The organism is Turicibacter sp. St.80E1 (assembly GCF_059728495.1).
The window spans coordinates 1,717,462-1,737,150 of sequence record NZ_AP039386.1 but is presented as its reverse complement, the minus strand read 5'-3'; the positions used below and the strand labels follow the sequence as shown (position 1 = coordinate 1,737,150).

Genomic DNA, 19,689 nt, shown 5'->3' with positions numbered 1-19,689 from the left:
TGTGAAGATTAAGAGGACGTGATGCAACGGGAACGCACATGTTTTTTAGGAGGCACTGATTCTACTTTGATGGCGCTAAGATAAAAGAAGAGGGGAGGTTAAGTATGAATGAAAATTTTCAAACTTTTTATTGGAGTAAATTAGATAACGTGGCTAAATTATATGCCCTTGTTTCAAATGCTAGGGCGACAAATGTTTTTCGAATTTCGGTTCAGATGAAAGAGACGATTCAACCGGAACCTTTGGTAGCCGCATTAAAACAGGCGCTTGTAGAAATGCCTTCATTCCGCGTTCGTTTACGGCACGGATTATTTTGGTCTTATTTTGATATGAATGATCAACGTCCTAAAGTTCGAAAGGAATATACCTATCCTTGTTCTAAATTGACCAAGTTTACTAATAATAATTACTTGTTCAATGTGACGTACTATGAAACCTTTATTCATTTAGAGATTTTTCATGCCTTGGCGGACGGGGCGGCTGCTACTCAGTTTTTAAAGGTCGTTGTTTACTACTATTTAAAAAATCGGTATCCCACGCAATCGTTTGCCCCGCTTCATCTTGGACAACAACAAGTCTCTTTACCAGCGATGGATGAGGATAGTTTTTTAAAGGTGAAAAGTGAAGCGAAGGGGAAGGTGATTCCTCAAACCACCGTTGCTTATAAAATAAGAGGGATAAAAAAACGTCCCCAAGAGTTAAAGGTTATTCATGGGACGCTATCGACTCAGCAGGTGATTAAGGTTGCCAAAGCGCATCAAGTGAGCGTGTCTTCCTTTATTTGTGCAGCGCTTATCTATGCCATTTACGAGTCAAATTATCGATTTAATCAAGATCAATCACCGATTATTGTGACCGTTCCGTTTGATTTACGACGACACTTTGATTCTCAGACGTTACGTAACTTTTTTTTCAATGTGGATGTGAAAATTCAACCAACCGCTGATATGACGTTTGAGGAGTTATTAAAACAAGTCGATCGGCAGTTAAAGGATGGGAAACAATTGGATGTGATTCGACGTAAAATAAAGGATAATGTCAGTGCACAAAAAAATATGATGATTCGTTTCGTGCCCTTATTGATTAAAAATATGGTGATGCGTCATATTTATCGGGAGGCAGATAAGGGCGTGACGACCACAGTATCTAATTTAGGGAGAATTGAGTTCGCAGATGAAGTGCAGCCTTATGTTGAACAGGTTCGCGTCCTTATTCCGTTGACCCCTCACCAACCTATTCGATGTGGCGTCATTTCGTATCAAGATCAATTGACTGTCACGTTTACTTCCGCTTTAGAAGAGGTAGATGTTCAACGATTCTTCTTTAGATTTTTAAAAAAATACGGAATGGAGCCTACCATTTCATGTAATGAGGAGTTTAATCATGAAATACTGTATTAAATGTCAGATGAACATTCAAAATCAACTCCATTTTTGTCCCCTTTGCGGACAAGAACTAGAGTCCGTGACTAACGACACACGCCGTGATTATCCTGAACGTTTTGCTAAACGTCGCCGCTATTCCTTACGAAAACTTTTGATTTTTGCAGCGATTGTCGTGATCTTTTTTTCTTTAATGAGCGGCGTTTTCCATCATGTAGAGTGGAGTCTGGTGGCCATTATTTCGGTTATTACGATTTATTTAACAAGTAGTGCTATTTTAGGGGTGAGAGTGCGGAAAAATATTGGTCCGAACTTGTTAATGCAAGTCGTCGGGATTTCAAGTATTGCTCTTATGATTGATGTCTTTTTCGGTTATCAGGGATGGGCGTTAGAGCTTATTCTCCCATTGACGTTAGCAGTTGGAACAACGGTTATTACCGGGACGATTGCATTTAATTCAAAGCAATTTACGAATCTTGTGATTTATCAATTAATTTTAGGGTTCATTGGTGTCATCCTATTAGTTTTAATATATTTTAGATTTATTGTTTTACACCAGTTTGCCGTGTTTGGAAGTTACTATACGATTTTAACGTGCGTCGGCCTCTTCTTTTTTGCTGACCGTCAAATGATTCATGAACTTAAGAAAAAGTTTCATTATTAACGTTGTAAAAGGTAACTGGAAGTTTTAACTTCTGGTTACCTTTTTTGTCGATTGGATGCCTCACGCTCTTCTTTTACCACGGGTCAACAGCCGTTTACGATTGATTAGGATAAAAGGTGGAGCGGAGCTAGTTATAGTTTGATTGGTGACTGAATATAATGAGGTGATATCATCAATCTAATGGACTAGGGGGAGAAGGAATGAATGCATTTTTTGAGGGAATCGGAAGGAAGTTTTCCCAAACGGGACAGGATGCTGTAAAGAAGACGAAAGATTTGGCGGAAATATCACGTATCAATTCACAGATGACGGAGGAGGAAAAGAAGTTAAATAAGCTATATATGAAACTCGGACAGTTATATTATCAAATGAATAAGGAAACTGCCGATGCTGTGTATTTAGATATTTTTCAAGCGATCGGAGGTTGCTTACAAACGATGGATCGATATCAGGTGATGGTTGATGAAATTAGAGGAATTAAAAAGTGTCGTCGCTGTCAAACAGAGGTTGCACTATCTTCAATGTTTTGCCCGACATGTGGTAATAAATTAAGCGATGATCGTGAAACAGGTGTCTCAACGATTTGCCCAGACTGTGGGATGGAGAATGGATCAAGTGCGACGACATGTATGAAGTGTGGGAAATTACTTTAATAAAGTGTGGAGGATTGACGCGGATGAACGCCGGAAATCCCCTTTTTTTATGAAAAGATGTAGGGGCTAACCGGTGAACGGACTATCGGTAACTAGAGTTTGATGAGATGCAAAGTAATGAAAATAATAGAAATAAATAATATTTTTAACTAAAAGGTAAAAAAAGGTCGAGATGAAGCGGAGGATTCGTATAATTAGTATTATATTCCAATAAAGAGTGAGGGGTGGAGTTATTCTAGCTGTTTTTGTAACGGTGGCGAAACGATTAGCTAGAGTTACAGGAGCCTATCATGCTCGCCATTTAATGGATGGAGGTACACCGAAATTAGCTAAATCTAACCGTTGGATTGGGCGATGAAAAAGCCGTGTACTTGAGTTGGATTCTAATAGAAATAGGAGGAGTAGGACGAATGGGGAAATCACTTGTCTATGGATTCATCTGGTTTGTAATGACTTATCTTTTAGATAAAGGGGTCTTATATGTCTTAAGGGTGAACCAAATCATCGAGCCATCGCAGGAACTAAATCTTGGTTTAGATTTTTTACTTTGGTTAGTCGTCGGGGCTATCGTTTACGGCGTGGGGGCCTTCATGTTTAAACAAAAATAAAGGTGGATACAAAAAAGCGTCGGGAACTGCCGACGTTTTTTTGTTTGCCAATGAGGGATATCCGTTTAAAAAGCGTATAAACTATTAGAGATATTTTGTCTGCCGATAGGGGTGGACGAAAGAAATGAGGTGTACCTTTGAAAGGATATTACTTAATGCCCCATCCACTGATGTTAATTCCTGAGATTGGAAAGGGTGAAAGCTTAAAACTATATCAAGTGAGTCTAGCTTGCCACCAGATTGCCCAGGAGTTGAAAGACTTATCCGTTAAAACCATTATCATATTGGTGGCGGCCCCGAAGGATAAGCCCTATTTTGGTCTTTACGGTGGCGATCGATTTAATGGGAATTTTAATGATTTCGCATCAGAATCTATGGAGATTCATGGGAAACTAAATGAAGATTTTATTCAAAAACTGCAAGAGTTGGCGATGAGGGACGGATTACCCGTTTTAATAAAGGCAACAGAGGAATGCCAGTTAGATGAGAAAGTGCTTATTCCACTTTCATTTATCCAAAAATATGTTGAAGATTATCAATTAGTTCCGATGACTTGTCCTGTCTTTGATGACCGGACCCTCTATTTATTTGGCATGCATCTACAGGAGGTAGCCCATTTATCGCAAGAACCCGTGGCGGTGATTATCAGCTCTAATTTATCACAAGGGCCCTCTGCTACGCATGCGGTCTCATTTGATCAGACATTTTTAAACCTAATGACATCTAAACAACCACTTTCGCTATTTGATTTAAGTGAAGAGATCGAGTTTCAACAAAACGAGGACGTCGTTTCCTTAATGAAGATTTTACTTGGAACGTTAGATGGAAAACGAATAGGGGGAGAACTTTATGCTTACCAAAATCCATTTGGTGTTGGATATGGCGTCCTTTCTTTAACTGCTCTTGGTCCGGGGACCAAGGCGTATAAATACATTGGAAGGTCAGGTGAAGTGAAAGGTGGGGAATTACTAAGGGGGAATAATCCTTATGTTTCATTAGCGAGAAAATGTATGGAAGATTATATGAGCGGGACGAAAACCTTGTTAAGTAAGGCGGCTATTCCTGAAATGATGATCATTCATCGCCATGGTGTCTTTGTTTCGTTTTATAAAGAAGGGACTTTACTTGGACGATTTGGAGATGTACAACCTTGTACGGATTGTGTAGCAACTGAAATCATGCATCATACCCTCTCTTTCATCCGCACATTAGAAACGTCAATGACCGAAGGCGAACTTTCACAACTTAAAGTGACCATTGATTTAGCGTTAAATCCGCAGGTTGTGACTGCCGAGGACCTTAATCCTACTTTTTATGGAATTAAGGTCAGTAAGGGGGATCATCAGGGAGTTATATTACCAAAGGACGGTACCTATCAATCTAGTAGGGATCAACTTTTGCTTGCCTGTGGGCAAGCGGGGATTCCCTTTAGTGAACAGATGACTATTGAACGATTTGAAGTCATTCATTATGAGGAATAAGCCCCTTCTTTTAGGGCCTATTATTTGACAGGGGGGAGTAATTGAGCTAAAATAGGGGAAACATTTGAAGAGGAGTGGATGGAATGATGATCAAGAAATTATGGAATCTCTCATTTACGTATACGTTGATTGCCCTTTTATCGGGTGTCTTTTATCGTGAGTATACAAGGGGAATTGGTTATACGGAGGCAACAAACTTATCGCTTTTACATACCCATTTATTTGTGTTAGGAATGCTATTTTTCTTAATTGTATTAGCATTAGAGTCAATTTTCAAACTAAGCCAACAAAAATTATTTAATGGTTTTTTATGGACGTACAATATAGGCTTAATCGTGAGTTCCGTGATGATGGCGGTTCGTGGATGGTTACAAACGCAAGGTGGCGAGCTTTCACGTGCAGTAGATGCCTCTGTTTCTGGAATGGCAGGAGTAGGACATATTTTACTTGGGGTTGGAATCGTGTTATTTTTCTTCAATTTAAAGGGTGCCATTTCATCAAAGGCGTAACAAAAAAGACGTATGGGCAAATTGCCCTAATACGTCTTTTTTAATTGCCAGGGAGTTGATTGTTGATCGGGGGATGGCATCCTGGGTATTTTTTTGTTTTTAGTAAAAGTTAAATGGACAATCATTGAAATGATTCCACTAATAATTAAAAAGGAATAGAAGCTGATTCCTCGACATAAAAGCATCGCTGGTAAGATGAGATGTGTCGTGAAGAGTAGCTTGAACGCACTCATAAATGCATTTTCTGAGGCACCAACCGATCCGGGTAACGGAATAGAGGAAACCGCTAAAGAGACGAGCGATTGAACCGAAATAATTTGAAAGAGGCTAAATCCTTCGAGATGAAAAGCCTTATAGACAAAGTAAGGAATTAAATAACTTGCCGTTAATTGAACAGTTGTTGTTAGAATCACACGTAATAATAATAGAGGCTGTGTTTTGATATAATCTGCACCTTTGGTGTATTCCTTCACCATGGCCTCTAATTTTTCTCGTTTCTTTTCAACATTTTTAATTAAATGTAACCTGCTCAGTATTCCAGTGACCCCATTAATTAATTTATAAATGAATTTTTTTGAGAACATCGCTAATAAAATACCTGCGGTAAGAAGCGTGTTCATACAGACGCTAAACATTAAAAAGTATTTAATACCGCTTAAATTTTCTAAAATAAATTGTTGGTTAAATAAAAAGACGATGAACGCATAAATCATCATGACCACTTGGTAAACGGCAGTGATAATGAGCAAATTAAGGGATGAATATGAGAGGTGAATATTCGCTTTATTCATATAAAACATTTGAGCGGGTTGGCCCCCTGAGGCAGACGGGGTAATTGAGCTAAAGTAAAAGCCAACGAAGGCAAAGCCAAGACATTTAAGATAAGAAATTTTTTGTCCAAGTGCTCGCAAAATAGAGAAGGTATTAAAGGCCTCACAGCTCACAAACGTAAACATCATAAAAAGTCCAAGTAGTAGATAAAGAGGGTTGACACTTTCAATGGTTTCTAAAAGCGTTGCCATTGATTGATCCTTAAGGATAAAGTATCCCGTTAGGATAATTAAGCAGGCCATAAAGAGTAGGCTTAGTAATTGTTTTAATTTGCTGTTCATACGTGCATCACCTCTTTTGATAAAAGTTAAATAATTGTTAGCTATCCATATAAAAAAAGCTATTTTCTTTCATTATGGTAAAAAAGTTAGTGTTTTACCCGTTCACTCGTAATTTTTTTCTTTTTCGTCAAACTTCATGAAGTATTATAGCATATCTATCTTCATTTCGTAAGGGAGCGACTTTCGAAAATTTGGTAGATATTATTGATAAATGAAATAGATTGGAAATGACCATATTATAACGAGAAAAGTAAAAAATACGGAAGGGCCCGATTTACTTTTAGTATATGAGATAAATCTTAATATTTAGCTTTTAAAATTCTTAAGATTTTCTAAATCTTTTTAAAAACACGTCAATCTACCCCCGTTTTTAAATCCGAGCTGGTTAGGACAATTGATGAAAGGTAGATAAACGGTTTCGGATTCTTTCACTTAGAAATCTACACGATGAAGTGGATTTAATGCTAGATGATAAGAGAATTGAGACTTTTAGAGGGTCAAACGGTTGAAAAGAAGATGGGGATTTTTGTTTCCATCTAGGTGGCTACCGTTACCGATTTTTTGTTTAGACGTAATTTAATAACACCTAAAGATTGAAGAAGGAGATTTTTGATATGAGTCAGATTGAGGATTATTTAACGCAGGTGGCTAACCATGTTCAACAAAATAAGGAGAAGTATGTGACCCTGAGTCATCAACTTCATGAACACCCCGAAATAGGGAATGAAGAGCGGTTTGCATGTTCGCAATTAACACACGCCTTAAAAGAGGCGGGGTTTGAGATTAAGATTGACATTGCGACTCACCCAACCGGCTTTATAGCTATAAAAGATAGCCATAAGGAGGGCCCATCCATTGGGATTTTAATGGAGTATGATGCCTTGAAAAAAATAGGCCATGCATGTGGGCATAATGTGATTGCAATGATGAGTTTAGGAGCAGCACTTGCGACGGCATCAGTGATGGATGAACTTGGAGGGCGCTTGATTGTATACGGAACGCCAGCTGAAGAGGGGGGGCCTCATGGTAGTGCTAAGGAGAGCTATGTTCGTGAGCATCTTTTTGACAAGGTTGATGCCTGTATGATGATTCATCCCTTTCATACAACAGCGCCAACACAGCCCACTCTCGCCATTCGAAAAATTAATTTTGAGTTTTTTGGGCGAGCCTCTCATGCAGCGGCCGCACCGGAAAAGGGGATTAATGCATTAGACGCCATGATTTTATTTTATAATGGTATTAATGCCATGAGACAACAATTGCCGAAAGGCGTTTTGATTCATGGGGTCATTACTGATGGGGGAGAGGCTGCTAATATTATTCCTGCTCATACGCAGGCGAGTTTTTATATCCGAGCTCCTTATTTTGAGTTATGCGAAACGTATAAAGATAAGGTCATTAAAATTGGTGAGGGAGCAGCACTTGCGACGGGATGTACGTTCTCCTATGATGAATCACTCAATTGTGTTAAGCAAATGTTAATTATTCCAAGTTATGAGAAATTGTTTGTAGAAGAGGCCCGCCGATTAAACTTAGAGGTGAAAACGAAAAATTGTAAAAGTATTGGCTCGACGGATGCCGGAAATGTAAGTCAGGTTGTGCCGACGATTCATCCGACGATCAAGATATGTGATGAACCGGTGACACTTCATACCGAGGCATTTAAGGCGGCAGCTCATAGTCAACAGGCCGACCAGGCAATTAGGGACGGCGCCATTATTTTATCACGAATTGCAGTGCGCTTATTAATGGAGCCAGACACGTTAAAAGAGATTAAAGACGATTTTTCTAAAGTAAAACAAAATCTACGGTAACAAGAGAACGGGTGGAAGATTGTAGGTTCCACCCTTTTTGACTTTAGTCAACGGATTGTTGTTAAACAGTCAATTTAGAAAAATGACTATTAATAGGGAAGAATGAATATGATTTTTAGTGAGGAAGTTATTTTTTTATGGATGCTTAATAGATGAGGGGGCGTATCCTATGGCATATATTGCAAATCAATTGGTAGATTTAATTGGAAATACACCGTTGTTAAGGTTAAATGGGCTTGCGCATGAGGAAGGGTTGCAGGCAGATGTTGTGGTGAAGTTAGAATATTTTAATCCATTAGGAAGTATTAAAGATCGCGTGGCTTACGCTATGATTAAGGATGCTGAAACTAGGGGAATATTGACAAAGGATTCGACGATTATTGAACCAACGAGTGGGAATACAGGGATTGGGCTTGCCTTTGTGTCAGCAGTCTGTGGGTATAAACTTATATTAGTGATGCCGGAAACGATGAGTGTTGAACGACGAAATTTATTAACGGCATTAGGCGCTCAACTTGTTTTAACGGATGGTGCTAAGGGCATGACAGGAGCAATTGATAAGGCTCAGGAATTATGTAGAAGCACACCTGGTGGTGTCACATTGGGGCAATTTGATAATCCAGCGAATCCAGCGATTCATAAGGTAACGACAGCGGTAGAAATTTGGGATGACGTTGATGGTGAGATGGATATTTTTGTCGCGGGGATTGGAACCGGAGGGACTTTGAGCGGTGTCGGAGAAGTGTTAAAAATGTATCGCAAAGATATTCAAGTGGTTGGGGTCGAACCGCTAGGGTCTGCCGTTTTATCGGGAAAAGAAGCAGGGCCACACCGAATTCAGGGAATAGGGGCTGGCTTTGTTCCCCCTGTTTTAAATACAGACATTTTGGATGAGGTGATAGCTGTATCTGATGAGGATGCCTTAACTATGATGCGTCAATTGGCACGCTTAGAGGGATTGTTAGTCGGTATTTCTTCTGGGGCAGCCGTTTTTGCCGCCTGTCAATTAGCGAAACGAGAAGAGAATCGCGGAAAGCGAATCGTTGTGATTTGCCCTGATAGTGGAGAGCGTTATTTATCAATGGGGGTTTATCATTAAAGTAAGGGGATGCGTGTTATGAAACGATTGCTAGTTGCTTTAAGCCTTGCGACAATTCCTCTTTATGGGTGTCACAATGGAAATTTAGATTCCTCAATAAATGAAGAGGAAAATTGGAAAGCTCAGGAGATTGTTGTTTTAAAGGCAGACGAATCAACGGTTGTTAAACGTTTATCTCAAGAAGTTGAAATTGTTCACTTTATTGGAAGCTTACAGTTAGATCAGTGGAAGGTCGCCACGTTACCAAAAGGATTAACGCTTCTCGGAACGTTCTCATTCAATCAGGAAGAGACGGTAAAATTCGGCCATGATGGTCTGTCATCTAAAGAAAATCATAGGTGTGATTTGTTATACTACGAGGATAGCCGGTATGTGACGTTAAAGGTCATTGGCTTTCAGATACATTTTGAAATTCCACCGCATGACGCCCGTGAGTTACAATCGTATTTCACGGATAAATAGGAATATAAAAACTTGCTAACATAAATCAATATAATTTTAGAAAAAATTTATTTTTTATCGTTGAAAAAAGCTGATGTCAACAAACATCAGCTTTTTTTTCGGTGTCGATTACGCGCCAGGTCTTTACTTTTGAATTGATATTCCTCTGAAAAGGCTAGTGTGCAAGAATCTCTCCGATTGGTATCGAAGCCACCCTTCGTTATTTAATATCAATGGTACGACGATTGAGGACCACCGTTTCTAGTTTAGGTAAAATAATGGTGAGTGTATCGTCTTTTAACGTGGCAGTAATTTGATCAACATCGACGTCGTAAAGACTAAAAGCTTGGCTAAAGGACTGACTTTGATAAGATTGAAAAGAATCTTCCGTCGTATTTAATGATTGATGAATGGTTAAAATGAGTTGTTGGTTTTCAACATTTAATTGAATGTCTTCTCGTTTTAGATTTTTAAGTGTGAGTGTGAAGACGTATTCGTTTCCCTTATCTTCAAATGCGGTGTTATTGATTGGGGCAAGCGCCGATTGAAAAGAATTAATGACCATATTTTCAAGCTGGTCAAATAAATTAAAAAAGTTAAAAGGAGTGACAGAGTTATTATTTCTGTCAGTTGGTAAATTAGACATGTTAATAACCTCCTGTTTCAAAATTCAGACTATACAACATTAGCGTATGCGGTTGGGCGTTATTGGTGAGAGATTTTTTAAAATTAAATAAAGAAAGGAGTCTCCCATTCGGTTGACTCCTTTTGGTTATTTAAATGTTCGTCGTGGTAAGTTGCGGCGTAATTTTCGCTCAATCATGTTGAATTCTAAGTTATCCTTTGGGGCGACGAACATGCAAGTATATCCGTCTTCACCCGCGCGCCCTGTTCTCCCAATTCGATGAATATAAGTTTCTGGTGTTTCAGGGATATCGTAGTTATAAATGTGTGTGACACCAGAAATATCTAATCCACGGGATGCAACATCAGTTGCAATGAGATACTGTAAATCAGCCTCACGAAATGATTTTAAAATTCGTTCCCGTTTATTTTGGGCAATATCACTATGAATGACTTGAACATTAAATTTTTGTTTTTTCATTTTCGCAAAGAGCTCATTGGCACGTCGTTTGGTCCGCACGAAGATGATAGCTAAAAAGGGGTTATCTTCTTGGAGCGCTTGAGCCAGCCGATCAAATTTTTGTCGATCAGTCGTTTCGACGACTTCTTGGCGGATAGTATCAAGCGTCACTTTTTTAGGCTCAATGTTTACGACAACCGGAGAATAGGTATAGTAGTAAGCTAGCTTTTTAACATTAGGAGCCATTGTTGCTGAGAAACAAAGCGTTTGACGGTTACGCGGGGTCGCTCTTAAAATTTGATCTACCTCATTTTTAAATCCCATCAGTAACATTTGATCCGCCTCATCAATGACCACGGTTTTAACATGATTTAAATCAATGGTCTTTCGCTCTAAGTGGTCGAGGAGCCGTCCCGGCGTTGCGATAATTAAATGGATGTTTTTCTTTAATTTATTAAGTTGGGAACCAATGTTTCGACCGCCGTATGCGGCAAGGACATTGAGTTTTTTTGCTTTTGCCAGTTGTTCGGCTTGTTCAGTAATTTGCAAGGCTAATTCACGTGTAGGAGTAATAATTAAAGCCTCCGTTTTAGTAGATTCTGGCGAAATTCTTTCAAATAGCGGGAGTAGGAAAGCTAATGTTTTCCCGGTTCCTGTTTGGGCTTGGGCAATCACATCTTTATCAGCGATAATTAATGGAATACATTCTTGTTGAATAGCTGTTGGTGTTTTAATTCCTGATTTTTTTAGAATTTGAACGAGGGGTTCACTCATTCCTAATGATTTAAAATTCATAAATGACAGACCTTTCGTTAAATAGATTCAATTAATGATACCACAGACTGACGTAAAATACATAAAAAGATAAATAAAGACAGGATGAGATGATGCCGATTGTTCTCCTTTTTTGCTTGAAAGCACTGATATTATTTAGCCTTTGAACATATTATATAGTAGAAACCTTAAACCACAATCCATCTGATGACATAGGGTGAAAGAGGTGTCTTATGAAGAAAATACAGGGAATTGATAAAGAAATTAAAAAACTTAAGGCGCACCTTAATCAGTTAACATTAAATGATAAGACAAAATCAATGGGAGGTTTATTAAATAAGGAAAATATTTTACGTAAAAAAATGAAAATTATTCTTTATTTATTTGACCAATTAGAGGAGATGAATGAACGAAATTTGTATGAAGCTTATTTGTTACAACTTAAAGAAACATCGAAACAGATTTTGACTTTATACAATGAAGAGAATGAAACAGAATATCAATTAGAGGAAGTTATTGAAGGGTTTGAGGAAGAGTATATTCAAACAGGAGTGTTATCCATTTTACTTAGTCACTATTTACCTGAGTTAATGCATGCTCCTCACCATGCTAAATTGCCGACTCACCCTAAGGATGAATATCCGCGAGCACGTCAGATGAAACGAAAATTTTATTTGCATTTAGGAGAAACGAATACAGGGAAAACGTATCAGGCGATGAAGGCATTAGAGAAAGGAAAAAACGGCATTTATTTGGCGCCTCTTCGACTCTTAGCTCTTGAAAATTATGAGAAGATGAATCAAGATGGAGTTCCTTGTCATTTATTAACAGGTGAGGAAGAAGTGATTGTTGATGGGGCGCAACATATTAGTTGTACAATAGAAAAACTAGATTTAGAGTTAGAGTATGACGTTGCGGTTATTGATGAGGTTCAATTAATTCAAGATAGTGTTCGGGGTTCTTCGTGGACTCGTGCTATTTTAGGAATCTTAAGTCCAGAGATTCATTTGTGTGGGGCACTTAATGCAAAGTCTTTACTTATTCAGATGATAACAGAATGCGGAGATGAATATCAATGTCTTGAGTATACACGAAATGTGCCGCTACAATTTGAATCGATGCCTTATCAGCTAAATAGACCCGAAAAGGGAGATGCGCTCATTGCTTTCTCAAAGAAAAAAGTGCTTGAGTTATCAAGATATTATCAAGACCGAGGATATAAGACGAGTATTATTTACGGTGATCTTCCCCCAGAGGTTCGGCGTGTTCAATATCAGTCATTTATTGAGGGAGAAAGTGAGTTGTTAATTTCGACGGATGCAATTGGGATGGGAGTTAACTTACCAATTAGAAGGATTGTGTTCGTAAGTGTTAAGAAGTTTGATGGGGAAAAGGTTCGGGAGTTGACTTCGCAGGAGGTTAAACAAATCGCGGGACGTGCAGGGCGAAAGGGAATTTATGATATTGGGTATGTAGCAGCAATTGATGAAAATCTTTCTTTTGTTGAGGAAAAGTTGAAATGTAAAGATGAGGTGATTAATCAGGCTGTTATTGGTCCACACGAATCGATGCTTGAAATCCAAGGAATCCCACTCATTGAAAAGCTTATGATTTGGGAGGAGCATTATCGAAACTTAGAGCATTATAAGCAGATGGATATCGAGGGTTATTTATATGTCCTAGGGCAAATTAAGCGGTACAAGTTATCACAATGGGCTCAATGGAAAATTATGAAATTACCGATTAATGTAATGCAGCCAGAGTTGCTCCATTTATTGTTGATTTATATTGAGGAGTACTTTATGAATGATAATCGAGAAATTACTAAACCACGACTGCATGCCGAGGACTTAGAGGTATTAGAAACACATTATCAAGAAGTTAACCTCTATTATTCTTTTTCCAAGGCGTTCCATTTAGATTTTGATATAAATTGGGTGTACCGAGAACGTTCTAAAATCAGTAAAAAATTGAACTATCTCTTGTGGCGTCTTTAAGGCAAAAAAAAAAGCAACACCGGTCATGTTGCTTTTTTCAATCGCCTGATTAAATTAGTTTGGAATGATTTGTGTGGCCTTTTTCTCAATGATTGGCAAGAAGTATTGGATACAAGGTCCAATTAAGAGTGTTGTAATAATCGTTCCTAAACCTAAAGCTCCACCTAATGTAAACCCAACAACGATACAAATAACGTCCATTGTAATACGAACCCATTTATATTGCCAGTTTGATTTATCAACAATGATAAGTGGTAATTGATCGGTTGGAGCAACACTTAAATTAGCTGATTTTAAGATTGAGAATCCAATTGAAATAACGACGCAGCTAATAGCGACAATCAATAAACGAACGATTAAAGGTAAGGCTGCAATTCCAACGTTTTCTAAAGCTAAGTTAATTAAATCGAGGAAAGGTCCTGCTGTAATAACTGCTAAAAATGTTCCGAGACGGATATATTCACGTGTGAAGATAAGCATTCCAATGAATACAGTTCCCATGACAAGGATGTTCGCTTGTCCTACTGTGATATTTAATAAATTTGATAATCCTTGCATAAAGATGGTGAACGAGTCAACCCCAGTGCTTGATTTAATAAAGAAAGCAACTCCTAATTGAATGATGAAGCATCCAACTAAAAAGAAACCAATTCGAATAGCATAGTTTTTAATGTTAAATTTACTCATTTATAATCCTCCTAAAATAGTTCCCACGTTTTAGATAACACTTACAATTGTAACTGTATTCATCATACAAAAAATATGTGATGTTGTCAATTTAAATATGTTTTTTTGTCACTTTATTATGAAAGAGGTCCCATTTTTTAAAAAATATTATGGAATTATAGGTACATAATGTAATAGATAGAAAAAAGTGGATATTTATAAGAGGATGTTGTCTATGATGGAGTAAAATCACGCATACTAAAGAAGTGGTAATAATTTTGTCACGTTCCTATATATAAATAAGTCCATTATCTACACTTAATTTAATAAATGAAATAAGAGAAGTGGAAGCACTTTAAGGCGGATAGCTCATCAGTCAAAATTTTTTATCTTTAAAAGAATTCTAATGTGTTGCAGTCATCGGTTTTGACTTGATCTAAATGTAACAATGAGCGCGATTTTATTAAAGGTGAAGTTTTTATTGCTTTAGATGTACTTTGTCTTTTTATTCGATTCATTCAAAAGTTAAGGTTGCTTCATGAGAGGTGGAATTTCTTTCGCTTTATACATGGGTTTAAAATTCGGTGTTATCGGAAAAATATTTTGACCACTAACTCATCGAGGACGGTCTAGATTTATTTTTGATAGATTGCTCTTGCTTCTCGTTTTAGATGAAGGGTGGAAAGATATAAGGAATTTCCGTTTATATATAGATGAAAATGAGTGTAAGGAGGGATGTTTAGTGTTAACGATGCAAGGAAGATTTTCATGCTATTTAGATGAGTATAATAAGATTACGGTACTTGTTCCTAAAAGTTACTATGGGGGAGAAATTGATCCATTTTATTTAATTGATACAGAGACCTCGGAAACTTACGAATTAAAGGTCGAAGAAAAATGTGATTTTTATAATGAGATTAAGTATATTTTGTCGATTAAAGGTTTCGTTAAAGTCGGAACTGAATATCAAGTGATTGATACTTATCAAAATACCAACTATCTATTTTTAGGATACATTGCTAGAACGGCTGAATTTGATAAACGATTTTATTATGAAGGTCAAGATCTAGGGCCTACCTATCGAAAGGAAAGGACTCAATTTAAGGTATGGGCCCCTACGGCGACGCAAGTACAGCTCATTTTATATGAAGATGATGTGACTCATTTTAGACGCATGAAAAGATGCCCTCGAGGGGTATGGGAGTTAACGATTGATCAGGATTTGGAGGGTTGTCGCTATCGCTATGAGATTGTAAATAATCTTATTCGTCAAGAGGCCATTGATCCTTATGCTATTGCCTCAACGGCCAATGCTGAGTATAGTGTGGTTGTGGATCCCTCGAAGTGTGTAAAAGTAAATCAGGCTATTCGTCCTAAATTGGAACATCCGACGGATGCCATTATTTATGAGTTAAGTATTCGTGATTTTACTATCGATCCCTCGTCACGCGTGAACCAACGTGGAAAATTTTTGGGACTTACAGAGGAAGTCGTGGACGAAAAAACTGGGCGTCGCTTTGGTCTTGCGTATCTTAAAGAACTTGGGGTAACGCATATTCAATTGCTACCTATTTTTGATTTTTCAGGTGTCGATGAGCTAAATCCTCTAGATTCCTATAATTGGGGCTATAATCCTGCACAATATAATGTTCCAGAGGGGAGTTATGCCTCAGATGTTCATAACCCGTATACTCGCATTAATGAACTTCGAACGATGATTAATTGTTTGCATGAAAATGGATTTGGGGTTATTATGGATGTGGTATATAATCATGTTTATGAACGAAGAACTTTTCCATTTGATGCGATGGTTCCTACGTATTTTTATCGTTATGATTATCAAGGGATGCCGTCCGATGGAAGTGGATGTGGGAATGATTTAGCCACTGAGCGACGAATGGTACGTAAATTTATTTTGGATTCTATTAAGTTTTGGACAAAAGAATATGGCGTGGATGGATTCCGATTTGATTTGATGGGGATTCTCGATGTGGATACGATGAATGAAATTAGTCAATTTTGTGAGGAATATGACCCAAGTATTTTATTATACGGTGAAGGTTGGGATATGAATACCCCGTTACCACAAGCCCAAAAGGCGGCAAAGTTTAATGCTTATAAATTACCTCGTATTGCTCATTTTAATGATGCTTTTCGCGATACGATTAAGGGACATACGTTTAATCATCAGGATCGAGGGTTAGCACTAGGGAATTTTGGTTCTGCTAACTATGGAAAACGATTGCTATCAGGAAGTTCGGGTTTAAATGAAGATATGTTTTATCAACCGACCCAAAGTATTAATTATATCGAATGTCACGACAATCATACGCTTTGGGATCGAATGAAACTATCAAATAGTGATGAAGATAGTCTAACCTGGCAAAAACGACAGATATTAGCAACTGCAATGGTCATTTTAGCACAAGGAATTCCATTTATTCATTGTGGGCAAGAATTTTTTAGAAGTAAGCAAGGGGTTGAAAATAGTTATAATTCACCCGATTCAATTAATGCTATTCGATGGGATGAAGCGTATCAGCATGAAAAAAGTATGAATTTAGTTAAAGGGTACATTAAAATTCGTCGGGCACATCGTGCCTTCCGTTTACATAACGCCTATCTTGTAAAAAAACATCTGTCTATTTTTCAACATCATAATTCTGTGATAGAATATAATTTGAGAAATGTGAAGGATTACGGATGTTGGAACGACATTCGGGTATTCTTTAACACTCAAAATTATGAAGTGAATATACCTATCATTACTTCTGATTTTACGTTGATTGCTGATGAAAATCAAAGTGGGATTACTCCCATTAAATTACTAACAGGTGATTTGAAAATGCCGCCTTTAAGTGTGATGATTCTTGTAAAATAATGCAGCTTTTAAAAGGTAAGACATTGAGATGATGATAGGGCTTAAGTCAAAATAGATAGTGAAAAATCCTTAGCACTGCTAAGGATTTTTTATTCAGAAATGGAGTGCAAATCATGACGGATATTGTCCATATTAAAGTAGAGGGAATCGAAGATGAACTTATTTTGAGCGCTATGCAAGTACTGAATCAGACGTTTTATGAAACGTCGTCCATTAATCAATCATCGGCTCCAAATCTAACGTTTAAGTTTTCTGAGCGGATGGAGAATGATCGTCTCCTTGTGCAGGGGGAGTTAAATGGCAAGGTACAATCGCTTGAAAGAAAAGTCGTTTTAAAACAGGAAACTAAGATTCGTAAATATGCGTATCTAGCGGTGTATTTACTTTTATTACAACAACATACAGGAAAAGTTCAATCATGGGGATTGTTAAATGGGATGCGTCCTACGAAGCTTGTTCATGGGATGAAAAAACGAAACTATAGCGATACTGAAATTAAGGAGTATATGCAAGAGGAGTATTTAGTGTCTGATGAGAAGATTGATTTGTTACTAGAAGTGGCTAATCATCAATTAAAGGTTATTCCTGACTTACACACCATCCATGAAGAAGTTAGTATTTATATTGGGATTCCATTTTGCCCAACACGTTGTGCGTATTGTACGTTTGCCGCGTATGCTTATGAACCGTTTAAAAAATGGGTTGAACCGTTTTTAGATGCCTTACTAGAGGAAATTAAAATAGTTGGGTCCTTTGTTAAAGAAAGAGGCATTAAAATTACCTCTATTTACTTCGGTGGGGGAACAGCCACCACCTTAACGAAGGAACAGTTCGAAATGTTACTCCTCACGGTTTATCAAAATTTAGCTAGTGCAGCAGAGGTGCGCGAAATTACGGTGGAAGCGGGACGGCCAGATACGATTACACCAGAGAAGTTAGCGTTATTAAAGCAGTATGGAATTCACCGAATTAGCATTAATCCGCAATCATTTCATCAGCGAACGTTAGATGAAATTGGCCGTCATCATACGGTTGAGGATGTCATTGAAAAATATGAGATGGCAAAGCAATATGGGTTTGATAATGTGAACATGGACCTTATTGTGGGACTTCCAAACGAAGGATGTGAAGAGCTTGCCTATAGTTTAAGGGAAATAGAGCGGTTACAACCTGAATCGTTAACGGTTCATATGCTTGCCTTTAAACGACGTTCGAAAATAACGAAAAATCGTGGACTTTATACGACTGCTTCAAAAGAAGAGTTACAACGCATGGGTCAAATGACGTATGATTTTGCGAAAGAAAATCACTATATTCCGTATTATTTATACCGACAAAAAAATATTTCAGGTAACATGGAGAATATCGGATATTCTAAGGTTGGACAAGAGAGTATTTATAATATTTTAATTATGGAAGAAGCACAAAATATTTTAGGATTAGGTGTTGGTGCATCAAGTAAATATTTAATTGGGACTTCTGTTCATAATCCAAAAGATTTAAAAACATATATTGATTCTTATCAAACGTATGCCGATAAGAAGATTGAGACACTCATTGAAAGTTTGGAGATAGGTGATACACATGCAAATTAAAGATTTAAAAGCAAAAGAGGATACAACATTAACTGTTATGATTAAGTCTGTTCAGTCGCTAAGAACGGCTGCACAAAAACCGTATTTAAAATTTGAATTTGTAGATAAGAGTGGTTCGATTTTTGCGAATAAGTGGAGTGTGAAACCGAGTGAGTTAGAAGCTTTTTCGGCAGGACAAATTGTGACGGTCAAAGGATTGGTTCAACTTTATAATGCTCAAAAGCAGTGGAATATTGAATCCATTTCTGTGGTAGAGGGGGATGTCGATCCCGCTGATTACGTCGAATCTTCTTCAATGACAGTTGAGTCATTAAAGGAATATATGGGGCAGTTTATGGGGCAAATGCAAGAGGGATATTATAAGGAGATTCTTCAATACTTCTTAGAAAAATATGAACAAGAATTTTATGTGCATCCGGCAGCCAGCCGAATGCATCATGCCTTTCGCTCAGGACTAGCTCAACATGTTTTTGAAATGTTGAAAATGGGAGAAGCTTATTGTGAGCTTTATCCGATTGTAAATCGTGACTTGCTCTATGCTGGAATTATTTTGCATGACCTTGGAAAATTATTTGAGATGAGCTATGAAAAGTGTGTTAAGACGGAGTATACGCTTGAGGGGTTAATGGTTGGACATATTAATATGATGGTTTCAATGATTGACGAAGCTTCTCGTGAGTTAGGCTATCAAGGGGAAGAGGTATTGTTTTTAAAGCATATGGTTATTGCTCATCACGGGAAATTAGAATGGGGTTCACCTAAGGAACCTATGATTATTGAAGCTGAATTACTACATTATTTAGATGTTGTCTCTGCTAAGATGACGGCAGCGACGATGGCGCTTCAGCACTGTGCCGCTGGAGAAATGAGTGATCGTATTCCGATGTTAGATAACCGAAGATTTTATCACCATAAATAAAAAAATGACT

General features: G+C 37.7%; 17 protein-coding genes. 13 read left to right on the top strand and 4 right to left on the bottom strand.

The features are described 5' to 3' along the window. Positions 1 to 104 precede the first annotated feature (104 nt). The 6 genes from AC6I0I_RS08375 to AC6I0I_RS08350 all read left to right on the top strand — a co-directional run bounded on the left by AC6I0I_RS08375 (position 105) and on the right by AC6I0I_RS08350 (position 5,297). The gene (locus AC6I0I_RS08375) at positions 105 to 1,400 is read left to right on the top strand and encodes a hypothetical protein (RefSeq protein ID WP_262950689.1); all 1,296 of its coding nucleotides are present in this window, start codon (positions 105 to 107) and stop codon (positions 1,398 to 1,400) included. Further along, positions 1,384 to 2,046, top strand: coding sequence for a DUF6320 domain-containing protein (locus AC6I0I_RS08370; RefSeq protein ID WP_161831137.1), 663 nt, complete (start codon positions 1,384 to 1,386; stop codon positions 2,044 to 2,046). Before AC6I0I_RS08375 ends, AC6I0I_RS08370 begins: the two co-directional genes overlap by 17 nt. Positions 2,047 to 2,246: 200 nt before the next feature. After that, on the top strand, positions 2,247 to 2,699 hold the full coding sequence (locus AC6I0I_RS08365) for a zinc ribbon domain-containing protein (RefSeq protein ID WP_161831136.1): 453 nt from the start codon (positions 2,247 to 2,249) through the stop codon (positions 2,697 to 2,699). 410 nt (positions 2,700 to 3,109) lie between these two features. Further along, complete coding sequence (locus tag AC6I0I_RS08360; protein ID WP_161831135.1) at positions 3,110 to 3,307, top strand: hypothetical protein; 198 nt, start codon at positions 3,110 to 3,112, stop codon at positions 3,305 to 3,307. Positions 3,308 to 3,444: 137 nt separating this feature from the next. Then, positions 3,445 to 4,788 carry an AMMECR1 domain-containing protein gene (locus tag AC6I0I_RS08355; RefSeq protein WP_161831134.1) on the top strand — a complete coding sequence of 448 codons (1,344 nt, stop codon included), beginning with the start codon at positions 3,445 to 3,447 and terminating at the stop codon, positions 4,786 to 4,788. A gap of 83 nt (positions 4,789 to 4,871) precedes the next feature. After that, entirely contained in the window at positions 4,872 to 5,297 is a 426-nt protein-coding gene (locus tag AC6I0I_RS08350; protein WP_237658877.1) for a DUF2871 domain-containing protein, read from the top strand. A 26-nt stretch (positions 5,298 to 5,323) separates the two neighbouring features. On the opposite strand, the gene AC6I0I_RS08345 is transcribed toward AC6I0I_RS08350, so the two are convergent. Further along, entirely contained in the window at positions 5,324 to 6,409 is a 1,086-nt protein-coding gene (locus AC6I0I_RS08345) for a lysylphosphatidylglycerol synthase transmembrane domain-containing protein (RefSeq protein WP_161831133.1), read from the bottom strand. A 614-nt stretch (positions 6,410 to 7,023) separates the two neighbouring features. Between AC6I0I_RS08345 and AC6I0I_RS08340 the strand changes: the two genes are divergently transcribed. The 3 genes from AC6I0I_RS08340 (at position 7,024) to AC6I0I_RS08330 (ending at position 9,784) form a co-directional block, all read left to right on the top strand. Continuing rightward, positions 7,024 to 8,223: a M20 family metallopeptidase gene (locus tag AC6I0I_RS08340; RefSeq protein WP_262953879.1), complete on the top strand. Its 1,200-nt coding sequence runs from the start codon at positions 7,024 to 7,026 to the stop codon at positions 8,221 to 8,223. A 169-nt stretch (positions 8,224 to 8,392) separates the two neighbouring features. Beyond that, positions 8,393 to 9,322, top strand: a complete 930-nt coding sequence (gene cysK, locus AC6I0I_RS08335; protein ID WP_161831131.1) for a cysteine synthase A — start codon at positions 8,393 to 8,395, stop codon at positions 9,320 to 9,322. A gap of 18 nt (positions 9,323 to 9,340) precedes the next feature. Then, complete coding sequence (locus AC6I0I_RS08330; RefSeq protein ID WP_161831130.1) at positions 9,341 to 9,784, top strand: hypothetical protein; 444 nt, start codon at positions 9,341 to 9,343, stop codon at positions 9,782 to 9,784. A 199-nt stretch (positions 9,785 to 9,983) separates the two neighbouring features. Here AC6I0I_RS08330 and AC6I0I_RS08325 read toward each other — a convergent pair whose 3' ends face one another. Continuing rightward, positions 9,984 to 10,409: an Hsp20/alpha crystallin family protein gene (locus tag AC6I0I_RS08325; protein ID WP_161831129.1), complete on the bottom strand. Its 426-nt coding sequence runs from the start codon at positions 10,407 to 10,409 to the stop codon at positions 9,984 to 9,986. A gap of 126 nt (positions 10,410 to 10,535) precedes the next feature. Continuing rightward, positions 10,536 to 11,642 carry a DEAD/DEAH box helicase gene (locus AC6I0I_RS08320; RefSeq protein WP_262950695.1) on the bottom strand — a complete coding sequence of 369 codons (1,107 nt, stop codon included), beginning with the start codon at positions 11,640 to 11,642 and terminating at the stop codon, positions 10,536 to 10,538. A 212-nt stretch (positions 11,643 to 11,854) separates the two neighbouring features. On the opposite strand from AC6I0I_RS08320, the gene AC6I0I_RS08315 reads away from it, so the two are divergent. Further along, positions 11,855 to 13,618: a helicase-related protein gene (locus AC6I0I_RS08315; RefSeq protein WP_161831127.1), complete on the top strand. Its 1,764-nt coding sequence runs from the start codon at positions 11,855 to 11,857 to the stop codon at positions 13,616 to 13,618. A gap of 54 nt (positions 13,619 to 13,672) precedes the next feature. Here AC6I0I_RS08315 and AC6I0I_RS08310 read toward each other — a convergent pair whose 3' ends face one another. After that, complete coding sequence (locus AC6I0I_RS08310; RefSeq protein ID WP_161831126.1) at positions 13,673 to 14,305, bottom strand: YczE/YyaS/YitT family protein; 633 nt, start codon at positions 14,303 to 14,305, stop codon at positions 13,673 to 13,675. A gap of 730 nt (positions 14,306 to 15,035) precedes the next feature. Between AC6I0I_RS08310 and pulA the strand changes: the two genes are divergently transcribed. The 3 genes from pulA (at position 15,036) to AC6I0I_RS08295 (ending at position 19,679) form a co-directional block, all read left to right on the top strand. Then, the gene (pulA, locus tag AC6I0I_RS08305; RefSeq protein ID WP_161831248.1) at positions 15,036 to 17,165 is read left to right on the top strand and encodes a type I pullulanase; all 2,130 of its coding nucleotides are present in this window, start codon (positions 15,036 to 15,038) and stop codon (positions 17,163 to 17,165) included. A gap of 113 nt (positions 17,166 to 17,278) precedes the next feature. Beyond that, positions 17,279 to 18,760, top strand: coding sequence for a coproporphyrinogen dehydrogenase HemZ (gene hemZ, locus AC6I0I_RS08300; RefSeq protein WP_262953878.1), 1,482 nt, complete (start codon positions 17,279 to 17,281; stop codon positions 18,758 to 18,760). After that, positions 18,750 to 19,679 carry a 3'-5' exoribonuclease YhaM family protein gene (locus tag AC6I0I_RS08295; protein WP_262953877.1) on the top strand — a complete coding sequence of 310 codons (930 nt, stop codon included), beginning with the start codon at positions 18,750 to 18,752 and terminating at the stop codon, positions 19,677 to 19,679. The genes hemZ and AC6I0I_RS08295 overlap by 11 nt, the downstream gene beginning before the upstream one ends. The last annotated feature ends 10 nt before the right edge of the window (positions 19,680 to 19,689 follow it).